General features: G+C 34.1%; 23 protein-coding genes. All 23 read left to right on the top strand.

The window, feature by feature from the left end:
- The first annotated feature begins 9 nt into the window (after positions 1–9).
- The 23 genes from N8M16_RS00870 to N8M16_RS00760 all read left to right on the top strand — a co-directional run bounded on the left by N8M16_RS00870 (position 10) and on the right by N8M16_RS00760 (position 22,291).
- A complete protein-coding gene (locus N8M16_RS00870; RefSeq protein WP_261069471.1) occupies positions 10–1,188 on the top strand; it encodes a hypothetical protein in 1,179 nt (392 codons plus the stop codon).
- Between the two features lie 296 nt (positions 1,189–1,484).
- A complete protein-coding gene (gene cps4B, locus N8M16_RS00865) occupies positions 1,485–2,234 on the top strand; it encodes a capsular polysaccharide biosynthesis protein Cps4B (protein ID WP_261069470.1) in 750 nt (249 codons plus the stop codon).
- 176 nt (positions 2,235–2,410) lie between these two features.
- Positions 2,411–2,989 carry a sugar transferase gene (locus N8M16_RS00860; protein ID WP_261069469.1) on the top strand — a complete coding sequence of 193 codons (579 nt, stop codon included), beginning with the start codon at positions 2,411–2,413 and terminating at the stop codon, positions 2,987–2,989.
- A 194-nt stretch (positions 2,990–3,183) separates the two neighbouring features.
- Positions 3,184–3,732: a YveK family protein gene (locus N8M16_RS00855; protein WP_238095871.1), complete on the top strand. Its 549-nt coding sequence runs from the start codon at positions 3,184–3,186 to the stop codon at positions 3,730–3,732.
- Position 3,733: 1 nt separating this feature from the next.
- Entirely contained in the window at positions 3,734–4,387 is a 654-nt protein-coding gene (locus N8M16_RS00850; protein ID WP_203213488.1) for a CpsD/CapB family tyrosine-protein kinase, read from the top strand.
- Positions 4,388–4,417: 30 nt separating this feature from the next.
- Complete coding sequence (locus N8M16_RS00845; protein ID WP_261069468.1) at positions 4,418–5,518, top strand: EpsG family protein; 1,101 nt, start codon at positions 4,418–4,420, stop codon at positions 5,516–5,518.
- A gap of 16 nt (positions 5,519–5,534) precedes the next feature.
- A complete protein-coding gene (locus tag N8M16_RS00840; RefSeq protein ID WP_261069467.1) occupies positions 5,535–6,368 on the top strand; it encodes a glycosyltransferase in 834 nt (277 codons plus the stop codon).
- Positions 6,365–6,763, top strand: coding sequence for a glycerol-3-phosphate cytidylyltransferase (tagD, locus tag N8M16_RS00835; RefSeq protein WP_238095877.1), 399 nt, complete (start codon positions 6,365–6,367; stop codon positions 6,761–6,763). Before N8M16_RS00840 ends, tagD begins: the two co-directional genes overlap by 4 nt.
- Before the next feature lies 1 nt (position 6,764).
- Positions 6,765–7,844: a glycosyltransferase gene (locus tag N8M16_RS00830; RefSeq protein ID WP_261069466.1), complete on the top strand. Its 1,080-nt coding sequence runs from the start codon at positions 6,765–6,767 to the stop codon at positions 7,842–7,844.
- The gene (locus tag N8M16_RS00825; protein WP_261069465.1) at positions 7,841–8,950 is read left to right on the top strand and encodes a CDP-glycerol glycerophosphotransferase family protein; all 1,110 of its coding nucleotides are present in this window, start codon (positions 7,841–7,843) and stop codon (positions 8,948–8,950) included. The genes N8M16_RS00830 and N8M16_RS00825 overlap by 4 nt, the downstream gene beginning before the upstream one ends.
- A gap of 14 nt (positions 8,951–8,964) precedes the next feature.
- Positions 8,965–9,945, top strand: a complete 981-nt coding sequence (locus N8M16_RS00820) for a glycosyltransferase family 2 protein (RefSeq protein WP_049544609.1) — start codon at positions 8,965–8,967, stop codon at positions 9,943–9,945.
- Positions 9,946–9,975: 30 nt separating this feature from the next.
- Positions 9,976–10,956 (top strand): glycosyltransferase family 2 protein, encoded by a 981-nt coding sequence (locus N8M16_RS00815; RefSeq protein WP_049544608.1) that lies wholly within the window; start codon positions 9,976–9,978, stop codon positions 10,954–10,956.
- Positions 10,957–10,978: 22 nt separating this feature from the next.
- Positions 10,979–11,938 (top strand): glycosyltransferase family 2 protein, encoded by a 960-nt coding sequence (locus N8M16_RS00810; RefSeq protein ID WP_049544607.1) that lies wholly within the window; start codon positions 10,979–10,981, stop codon positions 11,936–11,938.
- Positions 11,939–11,951: 13 nt separating this feature from the next.
- Positions 11,952–12,926, top strand: coding sequence for a glycosyltransferase family 2 protein (locus tag N8M16_RS00805; protein ID WP_261069464.1), 975 nt, complete (start codon positions 11,952–11,954; stop codon positions 12,924–12,926).
- A gap of 1 nt (position 12,927) precedes the next feature.
- A complete protein-coding gene (locus tag N8M16_RS00800; protein ID WP_261069463.1) occupies positions 12,928–13,923 on the top strand; it encodes a glycosyltransferase in 996 nt (331 codons plus the stop codon).
- 5 nt (positions 13,924–13,928) lie between these two features.
- Positions 13,929–14,891, top strand: a complete 963-nt coding sequence (locus N8M16_RS00795; RefSeq protein ID WP_049544604.1) for a capsular polysaccharide synthesis protein — start codon at positions 13,929–13,931, stop codon at positions 14,889–14,891.
- The gene (locus N8M16_RS00790) at positions 14,892–16,457 is read left to right on the top strand and encodes a lipopolysaccharide biosynthesis protein (RefSeq protein ID WP_261069462.1); all 1,566 of its coding nucleotides are present in this window, start codon (positions 14,892–14,894) and stop codon (positions 16,455–16,457) included. It abuts the gene before it with no gap.
- On the top strand, positions 16,454–17,563 hold the full coding sequence (locus N8M16_RS00785; protein WP_261069461.1) for a glycosyltransferase: 1,110 nt from the start codon (positions 16,454–16,456) through the stop codon (positions 17,561–17,563). The genes N8M16_RS00790 and N8M16_RS00785 overlap by 4 nt, the downstream gene beginning before the upstream one ends.
- Positions 17,564–17,811: 248 nt before the next feature.
- A complete protein-coding gene (ylqF, locus tag N8M16_RS00780; protein WP_000201324.1) occupies positions 17,812–18,663 on the top strand; it encodes a ribosome biogenesis GTPase YlqF in 852 nt (283 codons plus the stop codon).
- Entirely contained in the window at positions 18,650–19,429 is a 780-nt protein-coding gene (locus N8M16_RS00775; RefSeq protein ID WP_261069460.1) for a ribonuclease HII, read from the top strand. Before ylqF ends, N8M16_RS00775 begins: the two co-directional genes overlap by 14 nt.
- Positions 19,430–19,445: 16 nt before the next feature.
- On the top strand, positions 19,446–20,996 hold the full coding sequence (locus N8M16_RS00770) for a ClC family H(+)/Cl(-) exchange transporter (RefSeq protein ID WP_261069459.1): 1,551 nt from the start codon (positions 19,446–19,448) through the stop codon (positions 20,994–20,996).
- A 51-nt stretch (positions 20,997–21,047) separates the two neighbouring features.
- Entirely contained in the window at positions 21,048–21,788 is a 741-nt protein-coding gene (locus N8M16_RS00765; RefSeq protein WP_261033778.1) for a CPBP family intramembrane glutamic endopeptidase, read from the top strand.
- Positions 21,789–21,853: 65 nt separating this feature from the next.
- Entirely contained in the window at positions 21,854–22,291 is a 438-nt protein-coding gene (locus N8M16_RS00760; RefSeq protein WP_261069458.1) for a MepB family protein, read from the top strand.
- The last annotated feature ends 217 nt before the right edge of the window (positions 22,292–22,508 follow it).

Raw genomic sequence — 22,508 nt, 5'->3', positions numbered from 1 at the left:
GGAGACCTCATGACACTTCCAGTTAGAAAATCCCTGCACGATGCGGTTTTACAGGCTTCAAAAGCCGATACTTGGGAACAGGCTACCAAGGAATGGAATGAAGTTTCCTTGATTTTTAATGGTATCGGCCGTAGCAATTGTGTTTGTGGGAATGCTATCAAATACGCCTACGAACTCTTTAACGGTGTCACAGGCCAACGCCTCTTTCCAATCGGCAGCGATTGTGTTCGTCATTTTCATCGATTGTCCCTTGACCAGCAACTAGAAGAGGAAGAAAAATTACTCAGAAAGGTTGAAAATCTTACCAGAAAAGCCCAGAAAAAGGAAAAAATCAAGGTCAATAAAAGTGACTTTGACGAGCGACTTCTAAAATGGCTCTGGGAAAAAGGCGTTTTCAAGCCTAATCGTGGCAATCAGTTCGCACCTGAGAGAGACTACCAACTCTTCCTAGAAGTCTTTCAAGGAGGAAATTGGACCAAGGCTGAGCCAAAGAAGAAGGCTCGCATGGAAGAAGTCCTTGAAAAATGCATTAAGCCCTTTTTACTTGGAAAACCGGATGATCAACTCTACCTTGTCAAGCTAGGCAAGGAGAAAATTGACTACGAACAAGAACTCCGTATCCAGGCAGAGAAAGAGCGCAAGAAGAGGGATAAAATCGCCAAGCAATATGCAGACAATCTGGTCCTAGCCATGGGACCAGCAGAGCGGGCCTATCAAGACTACTTTGGCTTTACAGAAACCCTAACCCAAGAAGAACGCAAGTGGGAAAAAATACTTTTTGGTAAAAATCGAACAGAACGGGCTATTAAGGCCAAGCAATACCAAAAAGAGTTGGAAAAAGATCAACGAATTGCGAGTCAGGATCCAATTGAAAGAAAGCAGAAGCAGACCTGGCTCCTCAATTCCTATTTTCGTGAGCTTCCTGACGAAAAATCCCGCTTTGCTCGGCTCTTATTAGAATATCGAAAAAGTGGCGAAGTTCCCTTTTCAACCGCATACCTGTCAAATCATCTCATCGACTTTTTCTATAAAATGAAAGCTTTTGAGTTTGAAATTGCACCAGAACAAGTCCGAGACTTTTTAAAAGAAAGCCTACAGGCAGAACATCTATCATCAGCACAAGAAAGCTGGATAGATGGAATTCTTCTCAACTGCATCAAACCATTTTTAGAACGATTATTGATATAAGTAACACCTGCCGTGGGAATGCCATGGTAGGTGCTGTTTTTTAAATAGTCAGTATCATTCTCTACAGATTTAATAGAAAAAAGAATTTACTTATGCATATATTTTTTATTACACTGGATAACTTTTAAAATCTTATGAGAGTTTAAATTATGACTAGCTTAATTTAAGGTTTCGTAGTATAATTACATTAGGAGAAAAATGTATAAACCAATATTTATAAGTTGTTCGAAATACACATATCAACGTTAAGTTATTTATTACAGTAACTAAAACTATATTATATAAGGAAATATTACATGATTGATATCCACTCTCACATTATTTTTGGTGTAGATGATGGACCAAGCACAATTGAAGAAAGCCTAGCTCTTCTGAAAGAAGCTTTTTCACAGGGAGTTCGTACGATTGTATCCACTTCACATCGTAGAAAACATATGTTTGAAACTCCAGAAGATACAATTATGACCAACTTTAAAGAGGTTCAATCACTTGCTAAGAAAGAACTGCCTGACTTAACTCTTTTATATGGAGCAGAAATCTTCTACACCCAAGATATTCTTGAAAAGCTGGAACGTAAACAAATTCCTACTCTGAATGATACACAATATGCTTTAATCGAATTCAGCCCGACCACCCCCTATTGGGAAATCCGTAATGCAGTAAGTAAAGTTTTATTGTTAGGAATTAGACCTGTCATTGCCCATATTGAACGCTATGCTGAACTAGAAAAAAATGAAAAAAGAGTTAAAGAGCTGATAGATATGGGATGTTATACTCAAATAAATAGTTCTAATGTTCTTAAGCCCAAAATGTTTGGTGATAAGTATCGCGTATTCAAAAAAAGAGCTCAATATTTTCTTGCCCATAATCTAGTTCACTGTGTGGCTAGCGATATGCATAATTTAAGCTCAAGACCGCCGTATATGGAGCAAGCATTTGACACGATTAGTCATCAGTATGGAAGGGAAAGAGCAGAAGAATTATTTTTAGTAAATCCTAAGTTGATAATATCGAACAAAAATACTAAAAAAACAATTATTGTTTGATTTCTCCAGTTTTAGTTTGAGATTTCTCTCATTTTATGGTATATTAAAATCCAATTTATACATAACGAATATATATATTTATAATAATCCTCTATTTTAACCTTGGTTAATATATATATATATATATATGCAACTAGGTACACACTAATATATGTGTATTGTTCAGGAGGAAGATGATGATTTATAGAAGAGCCAAGAGAATGGTAGAACTTCTTATTTCTATATTTTTATTAATTTTAATAATCCCCATTTGTCTCATTACTTGTATTTTTATTGTTATAGAATCAAGTGGCAATCCCATTTTCATACAAGAACGAGTTGGATTAAATGGACGAAAATTTATGATGTATAAACTCCGTTCCATGTATTTGGATGCAGAGAAAAATGGTCATCAATGGGCAAGTAAAAATGATAAACGAATTACCAAAGTTGGACGGTTTATACGAAGAACCAGAATTGATGAATTTCCACAAATTATCAATATTATTAAAGGGGAAATGTCAATTATCGGGCCTCGACCAGAAAGACCGGAGTTTGTTAACGAATTTTTAAAATATATCCCTGATTTTAATAAGCGATTAGCTGTTCGTCCAGGAATTACAGGATGGGCTCAAGTGAATGGTGGTTATGATTTGACTCCTAAAGAAAAATTAGGATATGATATATACTATATCAAGCATGAAAGTATTAAATTAGATTTCCTCATTTTACTAAAAACAGCCAAAGTTATTTTTAATGGACATGGATTTAGATAATTCATATAGGGAAGATAAGCAAAGGACAAAAATAAAAGATGAATATTTTTAATAAAAATGTTAATAGAGTTTTTTCTTTGATAAAAAGTAAACTACTATTTTTACTTCTATTTACTATAATAGGGACGACAGCAGTTGGTCTATATACCGTGTTTATCATTTCTCCTATATACAGCGTCTCCTCTAAGCTGATAATGAAGAATGCATCAACTCAAACAAATGGCCAGAATAATGATACACAAACGATTGAAGCGATAAACCTCTTTCAAAGACAAGCTAAAACTTATTTAGAAATAGCAGATCTTCCCCCTGTAAAAGATGAGACCAATAAAGCATTAAGCTTATCACCAGATGAAATTTCAAAAATCAAGTCTGTTAAATTAACGAATGACTCAGGATCTCAGTTGGTAACAGTAACAGTACGAGCGCTAGATCGAAACTTAGCAGAACGTTATATTAAAGAGTATGTGTCTCAGTACAAGAAATTTACAGCAGATAGATTAGGGCGCGACAACTTGTCAGTTGTTACAGAAGCACTGGGAAGTGATTCTCCAGTTTATCCCGTTCTATGGAAGAATCTTCTTGTATCTATTCTAGTATTTTCTTTTGTAGGATTTAATGTTATTTTCCTCAAATATGTATTGAGTGATTCGATTGATTCTTACGAAGACTTGGAAGAGTTAGTGGGAACACCTGTTCTCGGGATGATTCCGACTATAGAGAGAAAGAGAAGAGGTGAGTGACATGCATATCGAAGTTATTCATAACAGTAAATCCATCGTAGCTGAGTCCTTTAGAACTTTAAGGAGTAATCTTCAGTTCTCAGAATTTGGAAAAAATATTAAAATTATTGTCGTTACAAGTGCCAATCCTAACGAAGGAAAGAGTGAAGTCAGTATCAATCTTGCTGCCTCATTGGCTCAACAAGGGAAAAAAGTGATTATCATAGACGCAGATATGCGTAAACCAACCCAACATAAATTAACAGAGGTAAGTAATACCGAGGGTCTCAGCACCTTCTTATTAAAAAGATCTGGTGTAGATTCCATTAATCATCTAACGATAAATGATGTGAATTTAGATGTACTGACTTCAGGACCTGTTCCGCCTAATCCTTCTGAGATGTTAGCTAGTTCTTCGATGGATGAAACACTTAAAGCATTTGAAGATTTTTATGACTATGTCATTATCGATACACCTCCCTTGCTAGCAGCAACTGATGCCCAAGTTTTAGCCAGTATTTCGGATGCTACCCTTCTGGTAGTAGATATCAAAAAATCAAAACGACGACAAATAATAGAAGCAAAAAGAAGATTAGACCATGTTGGAGCTAGACTACTTGGTGTGATAATGAATAAAATGGATTCACATAAAGACACCTATTATTACTATTATTAAACTAACTATTTGAAAGGCAGGAGAGAAAAAATGACAATCTATCTTTTAATGTTCGTCTATGTCTCTTTTCTTGCCTTTTTCTCATTGAAATATGAGGATAAAGCAAAAGAATTAGGTTTCCTTGTTCTTCCGACTTTTTTCTTTTTTTTAATCATTGCGGGTTTTCGTACTTCTAGCGTCGGAGGAGACTTAGGAACTTATATCCATATTTTTGAATCGAATCATTTACAACTTCCGGATTTATCAAATCTATTTCGTTCTCGATTTGAACTTGGTTATTTAGTAAGTAATATTTTTCTAAGAAACTTTAGTGAGCACTATCCATTTTTATTATTTTCTTATGCCTTTATAACTTTAGTTGCCTGGTTTCTTGTGCTTTATAAGCATTCTAAAAATGTTTACATGAGTTTACTGATTTACTTCAGCTCGTTAGGACTCTTTTTTTATTCTTTATCAAATATCAGGCAAGGTCTAGCGATCGCTTTAAGTTTTTTAGGGTTTCACTACGTAGTAAAAAACAAGAAGATTTTAGCATGGGTATTTATCTTACTAACTCCCTTATTTCATACATCTGGTATCGTCTGCCTCTTGTTTTTCCCCCTTAAAAAAATCGTTTTAAATAAAAGAATATACCAATTTGTGTTCCTTGCATTTCTAATCATCTTACCTTTTATCAAACAAATTGCAACTATCTTTATTTCTTTCTTCCCTCAGTATACTTCCTATCTGGAATCATCATGGTTTTTGGAAAGCAATAAATGGGCACCTGTATTTTTAACAATTTGGTATGGTATCGTTCTGATCTTTGGTGAATTAGTGATTAGAAAACAGAAGTTATCGACTGAAGAAGAATTTATAAGAACTTTGTTCTTTATCTCCTTTTTATTTACTGCGTCAACTTTGCAAACAAGTCTTTTTGGCAGATTCGCACACTATTTTACCCCCTTTATTTGCCTATATATCCCTATGATTTTATCTAAAATAGGTGACAAAAAAGTTCAATGGATTTTATTTTATTTGATGATATTGGTTTACGCTTCAATCTTTCTAGTCATTGTTTATTTTAAAGCTGACTGGTACCATGTCGTTCCCTACCGTTCAGTTATTGTAGATTGGTTATTTGGAAATTAGGTTTAGGAGTTATAAAATGAAATTTTCAGTTTTAACTACAGTATATAAAAAAGAAACTCCTAGAAATTTAAGGAAAAGTTTACTAAGCTCTTATCATCAGACCATTAAACCAACAGAAATCATTTTAGTTTGTGATGGTACATTGCCAGAAGAGCTAGATAGAGAAATCGAAAAGTTGCAGAGAGAAATCCCGATTTTAAAGGTTTTTCATTTACCTAAAAACCTAGGCTCTGGACCAGCTTCCCTCTTTGGAGTCAATCAATGTCAAACAGAATTCATTGCAAGAATGGACAGTGATGATTATTCTCTAGAAACAAGATTTGAGAAGCAATTAGCTGCCTTTGAAAAAAATCCCAACCTCATCATGGTTGGGTCCAATATCCTAGAAAAAAATACAGAGTTTACCGCCTTAAAGAAAGTACCAGAAACCACAGCCGAAATTCGTCAATATTCGAAAATGAGAAATCCCTTTAATAATCCATCGAGTATGATGAAAAAAGAGTATATCTTGAAGGCTGGTAATTATCGTAAATTCCGTTACCTAGAGGATTATGACCTCACAATGAGATTGTTACACGATAATCCAACTAAGGATTTTTTGAATATCCAGGAACCTTTAGTAGTCATGCAGACAAACGATTCTAGCTATCTGAGGAGAGGTGGTTTCTTGTATGTAAAGACTGACTTTATGCTCCAATTAGATTTTTATCGCAGAAGAGATATTACTCTAGTAGAATTATTTAGAAATATTTTCCTTCGTAATGCGATTCGAATTCTTCCAAATTCAATTAGGAAATGGGTCTATAGGAAAAAAATGAGAGAAGATGTAGAGGTGGTTAGGAAGATATGAAGAGAGTCATTACATACGGAACATTTGATTTATTGCATTATGGTCATATTAATCTCTTAAAAAGGGCAAAAGCTTTGGGAGATTATTTGATTGTAGGATTATCCACCAATGAATTTAATAGACTAGAAAAAAATAAAGAATGTTATTTCGATTACGAAGAAAGAAAATCTCTATTAGAGGCTATCAGATATGTGGATCTTGTCATACCAGAAGAAAATTGGGATCAAAAAATCTCAGACATCGAAAAGTATCATGCTGATGTCTTTGTCATTGGAGATGATTGGCAGGGCAAGTTTGATTATTTAAGTGATATGGGGATAGAGGTTGTTTACCTACCACGAACAAAAGAAATTTCAACCTCTAAGATAAAGAATGATTTGAATCAAGGAAACTAGGATGAAATATCAAGTCATACATGTAACAGGTGGTGTAAGGAATACCATGAGCGGGGTACAAAGTTTTATAAAGAATCATATCCCAACTGATGATCAAGAATTTGAATATATGGTTGGCGAGTCAAATGGCGACGCTCATTTCCCATTTAATCAATACCTAGATGAAAAAGAAATCAAACGCATTGTATTTCCTGCCCTACAGATTTCTAAACTATTTGCCTATGCGAGAGAGTGCCGACAATTTTATGAAAGGAATAAGATTGACATTCTCCATGTCCATAATCCTATAACCGCTTTTATACATAATTACTATGCTCGAAAAAATGGTGTCCCAGTTAGGATTTACCACAATCATAGTAGCCAATTTTCAGACACTTGGTTAAAAAGTATTCGCAATCAATTTTTGGTCTTTTTAGCTTTGAAAAATGCGACCCATCGAATCTCTTGTGGTCAATTAGCTGGATTGAAGATATTTGGAAAAAAAGAATTTCAAATCCTTCCAAATGCAATTGACATCAACAAGTATCGGTTTTCTCCAACTTTCCGAGAAGAAATTCGCAAAAAGTTTCATATAGCTGAACATCAAAAAGTAGTTGGGATGATTGGTATCTTAAATCCCTTCAAAAACCAGAGTTTTTTGATTGAAATTGCTAAAGAATTGCCTGATGTTACTTTTTTCTTTGTTGGTGAAGGACCAGATCGTTCAATTCTAGAAGGAAAAAGTAAGGAATTGAAGAATATTATCTTTACAGGAAAAAGAGAAGATGTTCATAAATTTTATTCAGCCTTTGATATTTTTGCCTTTCCATCTTTGTATGAAGGTTTCCCAATGGTACTGGTAGAAGCTCAATGTTCTGGAGTCAATATTATCATGAATGAAACAATTGATCCAACAACTCAGATTGTTGATGAACTCTGTACAGCTATGCCACTAGATAAGGTTAAATGGGTGAACTATATAGAAAAAATGCCTTTCAAGGAGAAGCAACGACAGCTGAATGAACACCTAAAGCGGTTTGACATTGAAGAAAATGTTCAAAATTTAAAAGAAATTTATAAGCAAGGTTTAAAAAGAGAATGATCAAGTATTTAAAACCCTTACTTTTTAAAGTAAGTGATTTTACTTATAAACTAAATAAAATGATTCCCAAGAAAAGGAATAGAATTGTTCTGTATTCTAACTGGGGATTTAGAGATAATCTTAGAACACTCTATCACCATTTAGTGGATAATAGCTACCAAGAAGTATATGAAATCGTTTGTGCATCTAATGATTTTTATCATTTAGAAAAAGAACATGATGTAAAGTATGTTTCTATTTATCGAGGTTTCTTTTATTTTTTAACATCTAAATATTTTTTCTATTCATTTGGCAAGTATCCTATAAAACCTGCTCCAAGCCAGATGGTTGTCAACTTGTGGCATGGAATGCCCTTGAAAAAAATTGGGAATCTTGAAGTTGGAATGGAAAAAATTGACTATAATTTCTTTACAAAATTAGTCTCCTCTTCAGAATTATTTACTCCAATCATGAAAGCAGCCTTTAATGCTAAAGATGAGCAGATGCTTCTTGTTGGTAATATTCGAAATGATGAGCTCTTTAAAGAGAAAAAAGAGAAGAAAATCATCTGGATGCCAACATACCGCAATTCTAAAAACTATCATGATAGCCAAGCAGCATTGATATTTTCTTTAGAAGAAGAGGACTTTCAAAACATTGAAGAGCTACTTTCAAACTATGGCTATCAACTTTACATTAAACTTCACCCTCTTGAGGAATCTCGGTTACAATTCGAAATGAATGCTTCGACCATTCATCTATTAACAGAAGATATCATTAGTGAGCAATATGGGACTTTGTATACCTTTTTAGGAACAACCAGTGCATTGATTACAGATTATTCTTCAGTATTTTTAGATTATTATTTATTAAATAGGCCCGTTGCATTTACCATTAATGATTATGAGGAATACAAGGAAAAACGAGGTTTTGTATTTGAAGATGTGAAGAGTTTAATGGTGGGTAGTGTCATTCGTGATTCACATGATTTATTAGACTTTCTAGAGAGTGTCATGAAATCTGAAGATCCTTATATGGACGAACGAAAAAATGTCAATAACAAGGTAAATGCCATTCAAAAAGATTTTACAAAGACACTTTTGGATGAAATTGGATTAAGGAAATAAGGTTAGGATAAAGAATGATTAGTGTAATCGTACCTGTTTATAATGTAGAAACTTATCTGGAAGAATGTTTAGACAGCATTCAAAACCAAACCTACACAGACCTTGAAGTCCTTTTAGTCAATGATGGTTCTACAGATGGCTCACAAGCTATTTGTGAACGTTATTGCCAAACAGATAAGCGTTTCCGATTAATCAATCAAAGCAACCAAGGCCAAAGTGTTGCACGAAATACGGGTGTAGCAGCTTCAAGAGGCGAGTTTATTGCATTTGTAGATAGCGACGATATCATCTTACCGAATTATTTAGAAACCTTAATGCACTATATGAGTGACTACGTCGATATTGTAGAAAGTCAGTTCACCGTGCATAAAAAGGATTTCTTGGCTGCGAAGTCTCAAGAGATAAAGATTCTTTTTGAGGGAAATTCTGAAGAGGCAGTGAAAGTTGTTCCTAACCACCTACTAAGTGTCAATCCAGTCACAAAGCTTTATAGAAGAGCTATTGTCGAAGCTATTCCTTACTTAGAAGGCTTCATTTTTGAAGATATTTATAGTGGAATTGGTATGCTTAAATACATCAGAAAGATTGTTAAGATTGATTATGTAGGCTATTATTACCGTCAACACGCAACTAGTACCATGCATCGAACCTTTACTCCCAAAAACTTGGATGTATTTACAGTCAGTGACCAATTGATAGACTTGTATTCTGATAGGGAAGAACTTCTTCCTTATATTGGTAAATACCTAGTTCATGTAGCAACCATGCATTATCAAGACTATATTCAAAAAGGGAATCCCTATGCAGATGTCTATAATCAGAAATTGGCTGACTATGTAACTATCACCAAGAAAAATCCTGAGGTAGCCAAAAGTTCGCGTATGATTAGACTGTATAAGCTGTGTCCAAAATATTACAACACCATTCTATTTCCTTTCTATCACTCTATATGGAAATGGAAAAATGACATTCAGAAAGACAAGATAGAAGAATGAAACAGTATCATTCAAGAGGGAAAGAGGAAAATGATTAGCGTAATCGTTCCAGTTTATAACGTGGAAGAATATCTGGAAGAATGTCTAGAGAGTATTCGAAAGCAAACCTATCAAGATATCGAAGTCATTTTAGTCAATGATGGTTCTACAGATGGCTCCCAAGCTATTTGTGAGCATTTTTGCCAAACAGATAATCGCTTCCGATTGATTAATCAAAAGAATCAAGGTCAAAGTGTAGCCAGAAATCGTGGTGTGAAAGAATCCATGGGCGAATACATCATGTTTGTCGATAGTGATGATGTTGTGAAAGAGAATATAGTAGAAGTATTATTCTCCTATATGAAGGCGGATGTAGATATCGTAGAATGCAAAAGTACTAAAATTAAAGAAGAATTATTAAAAAATGAACCTAACAGAATTATATTTGAAGGAAAATCAACAGAAGCAATTCTTAATTGTATTGGCTATAAAGAAGTAAAGTATTGTGTTTTTACCAAGCTATATAGAAGAGAAATTGTTGAAAAAGTTCCATTTTTAGAGGGATATATTTACGAAGATCTTTATACAGGAATCAATTATTTAAAACATATTCGTAAAATAATTGTCGTTGATTTAGCAGGTTATTATTACCGAGTTCGTCCGAATAGTACTATGACCCAAGCATTTAATGAGAAAAATTTAGATATTATTACAGTAGGAAATAAATTAATCGAATCTTTCCAAGATGATGGATATTTATTACCGTATATTGGATACTTTATGTTTTATCTTGGACTTAGCCATTATCAAAGAGATGGAATCACGAGGAGGAGCCCTTATGTTGATTTATATGAAAATTTTATCAGAGAGTGTGCTTTTATTGCAAAGCAATCTCAAGAAGTTGTTTGTAAATACCGTTTACTAAGACTTTATTTAATGGCACCTAAATATTTTACAATAATTACTCATCCAGTATATCAGTTTATTGATAAAATATGGAATAATTTTAAAATGTTGATTCACAAACTATAACTGAAGGAGCCTATGAACAAAAATGATTAGTATAATTGTACCTGTTTATAATGTGGAATCCTATTTGAAAGAATGTTTAGAAAGTATCCAAAAACAAACTTATACAAATTTTGAAGTTATATTAGTTAATGATGGATCTACTGATAATTCAAAAGAAATTTGTGAAGAATATTGTAGGAAAGATACTCGTTTTCACTTAATAAATCAGGAAAACCAAGGGCAGAGTATTGCAAGAAATAGAGGCGTTGCTGAGTCTACAGGAGAATTCATTGTTTTTATTGATAGTGATGATATAGTAAAGTTTGATTTGTTGTCGCAATTAAATAAGCATATGTTTGATGGAATTGATATTGTAGAATGTAATATAACCGAGGATATTCATTGTTTAAATTCCGAAGGAAAAGAAATTGATGTTAAAGAATTGGATTCAAATGAAGCGTTATACCAATGTTTTAATCATGGAGTAAATTGGAGCCCTGTCGCAAAACTCTATCGTCGTAAAATAGTGGAGAAAGTTCCGTTTTTAGAAAATTTAATTTATGAAGATTTTTATACTGGAATCGTCTCTTTAAAATATATTCATAAAATGAGAAAAATTGACTATATTGGTTATTATTATCGATATCATACTTCTAGTACGATGAATCAGACATATTCAGAAAAGAATCTTGATATTTTTAAGGTTGGCGAAAAATTATTAGAGGAATTTAGAGAAGATAATTGGTTACCTTATGTAGGGAATATGTTATTTTTAGTCGGTATTGGACATTTCAAAAAGTATAACATAAGAGTTGGACATCCATATTATCAGTTATATGTTGATGCAATTGATAACTATTTTGAAATAGCTAAGAAATCATCAGATATTTTTAAATCTAGTAAACTATTAAGATGGTATAGTTATTCACCAAAATATTTTTTTAATTTATATTATCCTTTGTATTTAAGATATTTAGACATTCGAAAAAAATGGAAAATTTAATAGGAGGCTATTTATGATTAGTGTCATTGTACCAGTTTTCAATGTTGAAGAGTATCTGGAAGAATGTTTAGATAGTATTCAATGTCAAACTTATAGCAATATTGAAGTGATTTTAGTCAATGACGGTTCAACAGATGCTTCAAAAGAAATTTGTGAGAGATATTGTAGGTTGGACAGTCGTTTTCACTTAATCAATCAAGCAAATAAAGGATTAAGTGGCGCTCGTAATCGTGGTATGACTGAATCTAAAGGCGAATTTATCACTTTTGTAGACAGCGATGATGTCATTAAAGACGATATGTTGGAGCAATTATTAAGGCACATGACTTCAGAAGAAATGGACATCGTAGAATGTTGGTATACAAATGATAAAAAAGAAATAGAAATCCCTTCTCCCGAGAATGTCAAAATAATTTTTCAAGGAAATGCTAAAGAAGCTTTAGTCTCTTTATGTGAAGATAATATTGTCCGTTTGAATGCAGTCGCTAAACTTTTTCGAAGACAAGTGATTGTCAATTTTCCATTTTTAGAAGGTCTATTTTATGAAGATGTGTATGGCGGAATGGGAATCTTAAAACAGATACATAAAATAGTGAAAATTGATTATACAGGATATTATTATCGCGTGCGTTCTGGTAGTATTATGAATCGCGAATTTAATTTGAAAAATTTGGATTTGTTTACTATTTGTGATAAAGTGGAACAACTATATGAAGGAAATGCTGACTTACTCCCATATGTACAGCGTCGCTTATTCCATTTAGTTTTGATGCACGTTGTCGACTATCGCATATTTGAGGGAAATCCCTATCAAGAAAAATATGTCGAGTATCTGAATCGTTACGCTAAAAGTTCAAGTCAATCATTATTAATGCGAGCATATCGATTATTCCCTAAAAAGATTGTCTTTATTTCAAGAGTTGTTGGAGCCATTCAATGGAGATTTGAAAAATATATTGTAAAAAGATTTTGGAGAGGGTTGAAGTAGTATGAATTATTACTTAAAAGAATTTTACGCAGAAGCCAAACATGCAGGATCTAAAGCAAGATTAGATGCTGAAAAAATAATGCTAGAAGCAGGATATCAACCTTTTTCCCTAAATAATGATTCAAATCCCATCACTTTGACAAAAAATGATGTGTTAGTTCTTCAATTTCCATTATTATGGCATTCCTTAAAAAAACAAATTTTAACGAGATTTTTTAAAAATAGAACATTCAAAGCTTATTTGCTGATTCATGATATCGAGTCCCTGAGAAACAAAACAATCAAGTCATTTACAGATTTTAAACATTCCATTATCCATTTTTTACAAAATAAAATAGTCCTTGAAAAAGTCGATGGTATTATCGCTCATAATGAAAAGATGAAAGCAGAACTTGTGCGATTAGGAATACCGAAAGAGAAGATTGTTTCCTTAGAGATATTTGACTATTTAATTCCCCATTATAAAGCGAATAAAGCTTATGAGAAAAACACGGTCATAGTTGCTGGAAATTTCGATATTCGGAAAACAAAATATGCAAGACAATTACCTGAAAGTCCTGAATTTTCTATTTATGGGATTAATTTTGAAGAGGAGAATCTTCCTTCAAACGTTCATTATAACGGTGCTTTTTCTCCTGATGAACTTTCTAATCACTTGCATGGCGGTTTTGGCTTAGTCTGGGATGGAGATAGCCCCCATACTTGTAGTGGGATGTATGGAGAATATTTAAAGATGAATAACCCGCATAAAGCGTCTTTATATTTAGCATCAGGTTTTCCAATCATCGTATGGAGCCAATCTGCTTTGGCTGATTTTGTAAGGAATAATCAATGTGGAATACTTGTTGATTCATTGTTTGAAATTGCAGATTGTTTAAACTTAATAGATGAAAAAGATTATCAAGAATTGATTAAAAATAGCAAGAAAACCGGCCAAAAAATCCGTCAGGGGTATTTTCTTAAAACATCCTTAGAAAAATGTGAAAGGAAATTTTAGCGTTTATGAAATTCCAAACCTTACAAGAAAAAATCACTCGCTATCATACAATTCTAAAATGTTATGGTCTCAATCCAACTCTAGCTTATTATCTTGCGCAACAGTCTGAGACGAAGTACTATGATTTTCGTAGAAAAATTCTTTTGGATTTTGTACTAAAATTAAGAAAAGAAGCACAACTAGTTGATTCGAGTAATGAAAAAGAGGAAGAAACAACAGAATTTCCGAAAATAATTTGGACAATGTGGCAACAGGGAGAAGCTCAAATGCCTGAGACAGTCCAGGCTTCAATGAAGACCATAAAAGATTTCGCCAAAAGAAATGACTGTGAATTCTATTTGTTGACGGATGAAAATCTGGCGGATTTCATCAATATTCCAATAGACATCACCGAAAAATACAAGAAAAAAGAATTATCAGCTGCGCATTATTCAGATATTATTCGTTTTAGTCTCTTATACCAATACGGTGGAATTTGGATGGATGCAACCTTATTTGTATCTCCCTATGCAACTTTAGAAATGTTTGAGGGTGACTTCTTTACTCTGAATCATCCACCCTTACAGCCAGAAAAAATGGAACGAACTGTCGGTGACTTTAAATGGGCAGGTTTCTTTCTAGCAGGAAAAAAAGGCAAACCTTATTTTAAACATATTCGGGATTTATATCTTTACTATGTTCGTAAATACCCAGTTTTTATTCATTACCTGATGATGGATTATTTTATTTTGTCCGAATATCAGTGCAATCCTTATTTTGAAAACTTAGTGGATAGATTACCGATTCTAGCACCAGCTGAGCGTGTTTGGTTTTTAAGAGACCATGCCCATGATCTTTTTGAGGAAAAAGAATGGGAAGAAGTATTAAAAACAACACCGATTTTGAAAACGACTTATAAAATCAAGAAAGAAGAAGTCCTTCCAGGAAGTTATCTCGATCAACTTTTACAAGGAAAATTAAAGGAATAGATGAAATACACGAAAAAAAGTAGAACAGAATTTGCCACCTTAAATACAAGTATTGCTCTGGCATTGCAACCTTTTCAAGTCCTTCTTGGCTTTATCAATCGAACTATTTTTATCAATTTACTTGGGGTAACCTATCTAGGATTAAACAATTATTTGTCTAGCTTAGTTTCTATTCTGTCTTTGGCAGAATTAGGGGTTGCTGGAGCCATGAGCTATGCACTATATGACCCCTTAGGCAGAGAAGAACATGGAAAAATCAATGCTTTTATGATTCTTTTCAAAAAATTATATATAATCATTGGCTTTTCTATTTTTATACTGGGTGCTATACTTTCTTTATTTCTTCCTTATATGATAAAGGATTATACGGTAAATAGTGAAGTATATTTGATTTTTTTCCTCTTTGTATTTAACTCAGCTTCCAGCTATTTTTTCTCCTATAAACGAACCTTGCTTTATGTCGATCAGCGTAATTATATGATGACTTTGATTGACTTTGGATTAAATACGCTTCGTGTATGCTTGCAAATCGGAATTTTATTCTTTACCAAAAATTATATCTTTTATCTATTGATCAGTATCATGATGAATTTTATAGGGAATATCATCATGTCGGGGATTGTTGATAGATTGTATGGTTACTTGTTTAAGAATGAGATAACACCCATTAATCAGGAGGAAAAAGAAAAATTTATCCGAAATATCAAAGGAAATATAGTCGGTAGTATTGGAGAAACGATTGTTTTTCAAACAGATAGTATTCTAATGGCAAGTTTTGTTAGCTTAGCAGCTATTGGTATTTATGGGAATTATACCTATGTTTTAGGATTTCTTTCATTGATTTTAAATACTGTGATCAATTCAGTTGTTTCTTCCGTAGGTAACTTAGTCCATTCGAAATCTACGACAGTAGCAGATACGGTTAAATTCCTAAAAAAATACCAATTTATTGCTTTTAGCCTGATTTATTTTGCTAGCTTAGGTTATTTAATGTTCATTCATCCATTTATGACTATATGGTTAGGTGAGAGTTTTTCATTTAATTATACGATTGAGATTTTAATCGTCCTTCATTTTTTCCTAACTTTTTATAGAAGACCGATTCTAACGTTGATTTCAGTTTATGGCTTAAGTTATGAGCAAAATAAAAAAACCCTTGCAGAAATTATATTAAATATAATTCTTTCACTCTACTTTTTAGCGATTTTAGATTTAGGGGTATCTGGAATTTTATTGGGTACAATTTGTTCAACAGTCTTGGCCTGTACATGGTATGAACCATATAGCGCCTTTAAGTATGGATTGAAAGCTTCCTCTAAGGAATTTTTTAAAACGTTGTTACAAGATTTCACTGTCGCAGGGATGAGCTTCCTACTTTTGAGTTTGCTGGATAACTTAGTCTTAATTCAGCTAGATTTCATTTTCGGTTTGATCATCAAAATCGTCCTTTATTTGACAGTATTGGGTAGTTACGTTTTCCTATTTAGAAATCATGAAGGTGGTAAACAAATTATACTAATGATTCAAAAAGTATTAAAGTTAAAAAATAAGGTGGTAAAAATATGAAACGAATATTAGTTTGTGGTTTAGTTCCAGATATCGGTGGACTAGAAAAAATTGTGGTAGATTTTTACAATCATATTGATACCTCTGAATTTGAACTGGAATTTTTACTACAAGGTTCTGAAGATGTTGAATTTAGTGAGCATTTTAAGAAGCTTTGTCACAATCCTCTCGTCGTTCATAGAATTCCTAAGTTAAGACCTCATATCCAGCAAGCCTTAAAAGAATGGGATGATTTTTTTAAGAAAAATGCTCATCGTTATGATATTGTATGGTCCAATCAAAATGGCTTGACACATTTAGAATTTTTAAAATTGGCAAAGAAATATGGGATAGAAAAAAGAATCGTTCATGGACATTGTGCTACAGCTGATAAATTTTATCGTTTTATTCACCCAATTAATCGACTTTTTGTCGGAAAATATGCAACAGATTTTTGGGCCTGTGGAACAGAAGCGTTGAACCATTTTTATCATGGTCAAGAACGAAAAAAGGCCTTGGTTATTCATAATGCCATTGAAGTTGAGAAGTTTTTATATGATCAAGAAATGCAAATCCAACTTCGAAAAGAATATCAAATCCCTGAAAATTGTTTGGTCATTGGGCAAGTTTCCCGCTTAAATGAGAAACAAAAAAATCAAAGTTTTTGTGTTAAGGTCTTTTCTGAAATCGTCAAAAAAGAACCAAATTCTCGTTTAGTATTTATCGGAAGAGGAGATACTTCATTTTTAGAAAATGTGGCAAAAGAATATGGAGTAGCAGACAAAGTCATCTTTACAGGCTTGACCACTAATGTCGGAAAAATGCTAAATCTTCTAGATGTTTTCTTCTTCCCATCTAAATTTGAAGGATTGCCAATTGTACTCATTGAAGCGCAAGCAAATGGATTACCTGTTGTAACAGCAAATCATTTACCAGATGCAAGAATATTAGATAACTACGATAATAGCCTGTCTTTGAAAGATTCTCTTGAAAAATGGGCAGATAAGATTTTGTCGGTCAGAAATCATCGAGAGTTTGATACAGAAAAGATTAAACAGCTGATAGATGAAAATGGCTACGAGATTGAATCAGCAACCAGACAGTTGGAGAAATTATTTGATGAGTGATTAAAAGTTGATGGAGAGGACATGAATGTCTTCTCTAATTTTTTTATTATGATTTAATCGTTTGAACACCATTTAATCTGGAAGCAAAAGCGGACAAAATAAAGAAGTCATGATATAATATAAAGTAGATTTCTATGTCATAAAACAATAACTGTTTGGACATCATTCATTTGAAAACTCTCTATGTTCAAACGATAGTAAATTAAATATGGGGCTCAACCCCCTTGCTACGAAAGGAAAAAAACTCAATGGCTACTATTCAATGGTTTCCTGGTCACATGTCTAAAGCGCGTCGACAGGTGCAGGAAAATTTAAAATTTGTTGATTTTGTGACGATTTTGGTAGATGCACGCTTACCTTTATCTAGTCAAAATCCTATGTTGACCAAAATTGTTGGTGACAAACCAAAACTCTTGATTTTAAACAAGGCGGATTTAGCTGATCCAGCAATGACCAAGGAATGGCGTCAGTATTTTGAATCACAAGGAATCCAGACGCTGGCTATCAACTCCAAAGAGCAAGTGACTGTAAAAGTCGTAACAGATGCTGCTAAAAAGCTCATGGCTGATAAGATTGCTCGCCAGAGAGAACGTGGGATTAAAATTGAAACCTTGCGTACCATGATTATCGGGATTCCAAATGCTGGTAAATCCACTCTGATGAACCGTTTGGCTGGTAAGAAAATTGCTGTTGTCGGAAACAAACCAGGTGTGACCAAGGGGCAACAATGGCTCAAAACCAATAAAGACCTTGAAATCCTAGACACACCAGGGATTCTCTGGCCTAAGTTTGAGGATGAAACTGTTGCGCTTAAGTTGGCCTTGACAGGAGCTATTAAAGACCAGTTGCTTCCTATGGATGAGGTAACTATTTTTGGTCTCAATTATTTTAAAGAACATTATCCAGAAAAGTTGGCTGAACGCTTCAAACAAATGAAAATTGAGGAAGAAGCGCCTGTTATTATTATGGATATGACCCGTGCTCTCGGTTTCCGTGATGACTATGACCGCTTTTACAGTCTCTTTGTGAAGGAAGTCCGTGATGGCAAACTCGGTAACTATACCTTAGATACATTGGAAGACCTCGATGGCGACGATTAAAGAAATCAAAGAACTCCTTGCTACTGTCAAGGAGTTAGAAAGCCCTATTTTTTTAGAGCTTGAAAAGGATAATCGCTCTGGAGTTCAAAAAGAAATCAGCAAGCGTAAAAAAGCCATTCAGGCAGAATTGGAGGAGGATCTTCGTTTGGAATCCATGCTTTCCTACGAAAAAGAACTTTACAAGCAAGGATTGACCTTGATAGCAGGTGTTGACGAGGTTGGTCGTGGTCCTCTGGCTGGGCCTGTAGTCGCTGCAGCCGTTATGTTACCTCAAAATTGTAAAATTAGAGGTCTCAACGACAGCAAGAAAATTCCTAAAAAGAAACATCTGGAGATTTTCAAAGCAGTTCAAGACCAAGCACTGTCAATCGGAATTGGTATCATGGATAATCAGGTCATCGACCAAATCAATATCTATGAAGCGACCAAACTGGCCATGCAGGAAGCTATCTCCCAGCTCAGTCTTCAACCAGAGCATCTCTTGATTGATGCCATGAAATTGGAGTTGCCCATTTCACAAACCTCAATCATCAAAGGAGATGCCAACTCCCTCTCTATCGCAGCAGCTTCTATAGTAGCCAAGGTGACACGTGATGAATTGATGAAGGAATACGACCTGCAATTTCCTGGCTATGATTTCGCTGCTAATGCAGGATACGGAACAGCTAAACACCTGGAAGGACTTAAAAAACTAGGAGTTACCCCAATTCACCGAACCAGCTTTGAACCCGTTAAATCACTGGTTTCAGTAGAAAAAGAAAATTAAGTTAGAAGGAATGATTATGGAGGAACAGTCAGAAACACTCAGTTCCAAGAAAGAATTTGCCTTTGCCTCAAGCACCATATTATCCCAAGTTGGACGAGGAATCATTGTCGGTCTTGTCGTCGGACTCATCGTCGGATCCTTTCGGTTTTCAATCGAAAAAGGCTTCCACCTGATACAAGGACTTTATCAAGATCAAGCGCACCTAGTGCGCAATCTTTTTATCATTGGTCTATTTTATTTAATGGTTTGCTGGCTCAGTGCGAAATTAACTCGGTCAGAAAAAGATATCAAGGGTTCAGGAATTCCTCAAGTCGAAGCTGAATTAAAGGGATTGATGACCCTCAACTGGTGGGGCGTACTTTGGAAAAAATATATTCTAGGAATTCTTGCTATTGCTAGTGGCCTTATGCTAGGACGTGAAGGACCAAGCATTCAACTCGGAGCGGTTGGTGGTAAAGGTATTGCCAAGTGGCTTAAATCCAGTCCAGTAGAGGAACGATCCTTGATTGCGAGTGGAGCTGCCGCAGGTTTAGCCGCAGCCTTTAATGCACCAATAGCAGGCCTTCTCTTTGTTATAGAAGAAGTCTATCATCATTTTTCACGCTTTTTCTGGGTCTCAACTCTAGCAGCCAGTCTCGTGGCAAATTTTGTTTCTCTTCTCATATTTGGCCTAACACCCGTACTGGATATGCCAGATAATATCCCACTCATGACCCTAGACCAGTATTGGATATATCTCCTCATGGGAATTTTTTTAGGACTTTCTGGTTTTCTTTATGAAAAAGCTGTACTCAATGTTAGTAGAGTTTATGACTGGCTTGGTCAAAAAATCCGTTTGGATAGAGCTTATTATCCAATTCTGGCTTTCATTCTCATCATACCAGTCGGGATCTTCTTGCCACAAATCCTTGGTGGTGGAAATCAGCTGGTTCTTTCCTTAACTGAGCAAAATTTTAGTTTCCAAGTTCTATTAGTTTACTTTTTGATCCGTTTTGTTTGGAGCATGATTAGTTATGGAAGTGGCCTTCCAGGAGGAATTTTCCTACCAATTTTGGCGCTTGGTTCCTTGCTTGGTGCCCTAGTTGGTGTCATTTTTGTGAATATTGGACTTGTCAGTCAGGAGCAATTCCCTATATTTGTCATTCTGGGAATGAGTGGCTATTTTGGAGCAATATCTAAAGCTCCCTTAACCGCTATGATACTCGTAACTGAGATGGTAGGAGATATTCGCAATCTCATGCCACTTGGCTTAGTAACCTTAGTAGCTTACATCATCATGGATTTGCTCAAGGGAGCACCAGTCTATGAGGCTATGTTGGAAAAAATGCTACCAGAAGAAGCGACAGATGAAGGAGAAGTCACTCTCATTGAAATTCCTGTATCTGACAAAATCGCTGGAAAACAAGTACACGAACTCAACTTGCCACATAATATCCTCATCACAACTCAAGTCCATAATGGCAAGAGCCAAACAGTTAACGGCTCAACCAGAATGTATCTGGGTGATATGATTCACTTAGTGATTCCAAAAAGTGAAATTGGAAAAGTAAAAGATTTGTTGTTGTAAGTTCTGTTTGCATAATTTATTTTACGTAAAATATTTTTGAAAGGATTCTCTATGAAAAGAAATAAGGCAATTGCGGTATATTTGCTAGGCACATTTAGCCAAATAATATCAGTTTGTCTCCTTTTCTTTCTCTTGAATCATTTTTCTATTCATTCCAATCTATTAACTATTTTAGGAATCATTCTCGGTGGGATTTCTTCAGCGCTTTGGGGAATAATTGTTGCAAATCACTATTTTCATATTCATTTTAAAAAGATTGTAAAAGATTTTTTGAACATTCATACCAGTTATAAACACTATTTATTATCTTTTTTCCTTATTATCCTTGATTTTTCTTTTCTAATGTTTGGTGGGAAAATAATAGAATTTAGCTGGTATCTCCCATTTTTGATGTTCTTCAAATTTATTGTCTTTGGTGGTATAGAAGAGATTGGATGGCGATATGTCTTTCAACCAATTTTACAAGAAAAGTTTCCATATTTTTACTCAACAATCCTAACCTTTTTCAGCTGGGCGCTTTGGCATCTGTTGTTCTTTTACATAGATGGTTCCCTAGCAACTCTACAAATTCTACCGTTTTTATTTGGATTGCTGACGAATTCTTTCATACTCTCAGCTCTTTATAACAAAACAAAGAATCTCTGGATTTGCGTTATGACACATTCGATCATTAACGTCTTGTCTCAGCTAACCATAGATACTAATCGATACGAAACCTACCTAATCAAAATTTTCGTCATCTTGGTATCCTGCTATATGGTAGTACATAAAAAAGATGTGCATAGTCGGTAGCTGATTTTGTTAGAAACAGTATTATTCTTTGGAAAAGTTATTTGCTAAGGAGGACATACATCATAATGAAAATACTCGATGTTCTATATAATTTTTATGGTGATTTTGATTTCATTAAAGAAAAATGGAATGAAAAATACGAAGGTATTCTTATAAAGATAAAGGAAGAGCAAGGGTATAAAAGATGCCGCTTGGCAAAAAGAACACCAAAAAAAGAAGGATATTTTACTGTTTTTTGGAAAAAAGACCAAAACAACAAGAACATTCCTTATACCAATGAAGACTTAGGGAATGAACTTGTTATCGTTGCCATCGACAATGATAAGAGGGGACTATTTATTATTCCAAATGAGGTGGCTATTCGTAAAAACATTCTCTCGACAAAAGATAGCAAGGGAAAAATGTCTATGAGATTTTATCCTCCTTGGTGTTCAAATTTAAATACAACAGCTCGAGCAACACAAAAATGGCAATTGCAATATTTTAGAGAAATTAAAATATAAACATATTGCTGGATTACATACACATAAAAGACCTATTTCTTATAAAACTAAAAGTTTATGTACAATTGACTTAGGATGGTCTAAACCCTTGATAATATTGAGATAGAAGCATAAAATACATATATTGAAAAAAGTATTTTATTTTATGTTTGTACATTATTTTAAAAAAGAATATTGTATAAGGTTTGTATCGATGGGAATACTAAATATTAAATAG

Source organism: Streptococcus mitis (genome assembly GCF_946188375.1).
GTDB lineage: Bacteria > Bacillota > Bacilli > Lactobacillales > Streptococcaceae > Streptococcus > Streptococcus mitis_CX.
Note: the sequence above shows the minus strand (reverse complement) of the source record. Positions and strands in the feature narration are given on the sequence as shown.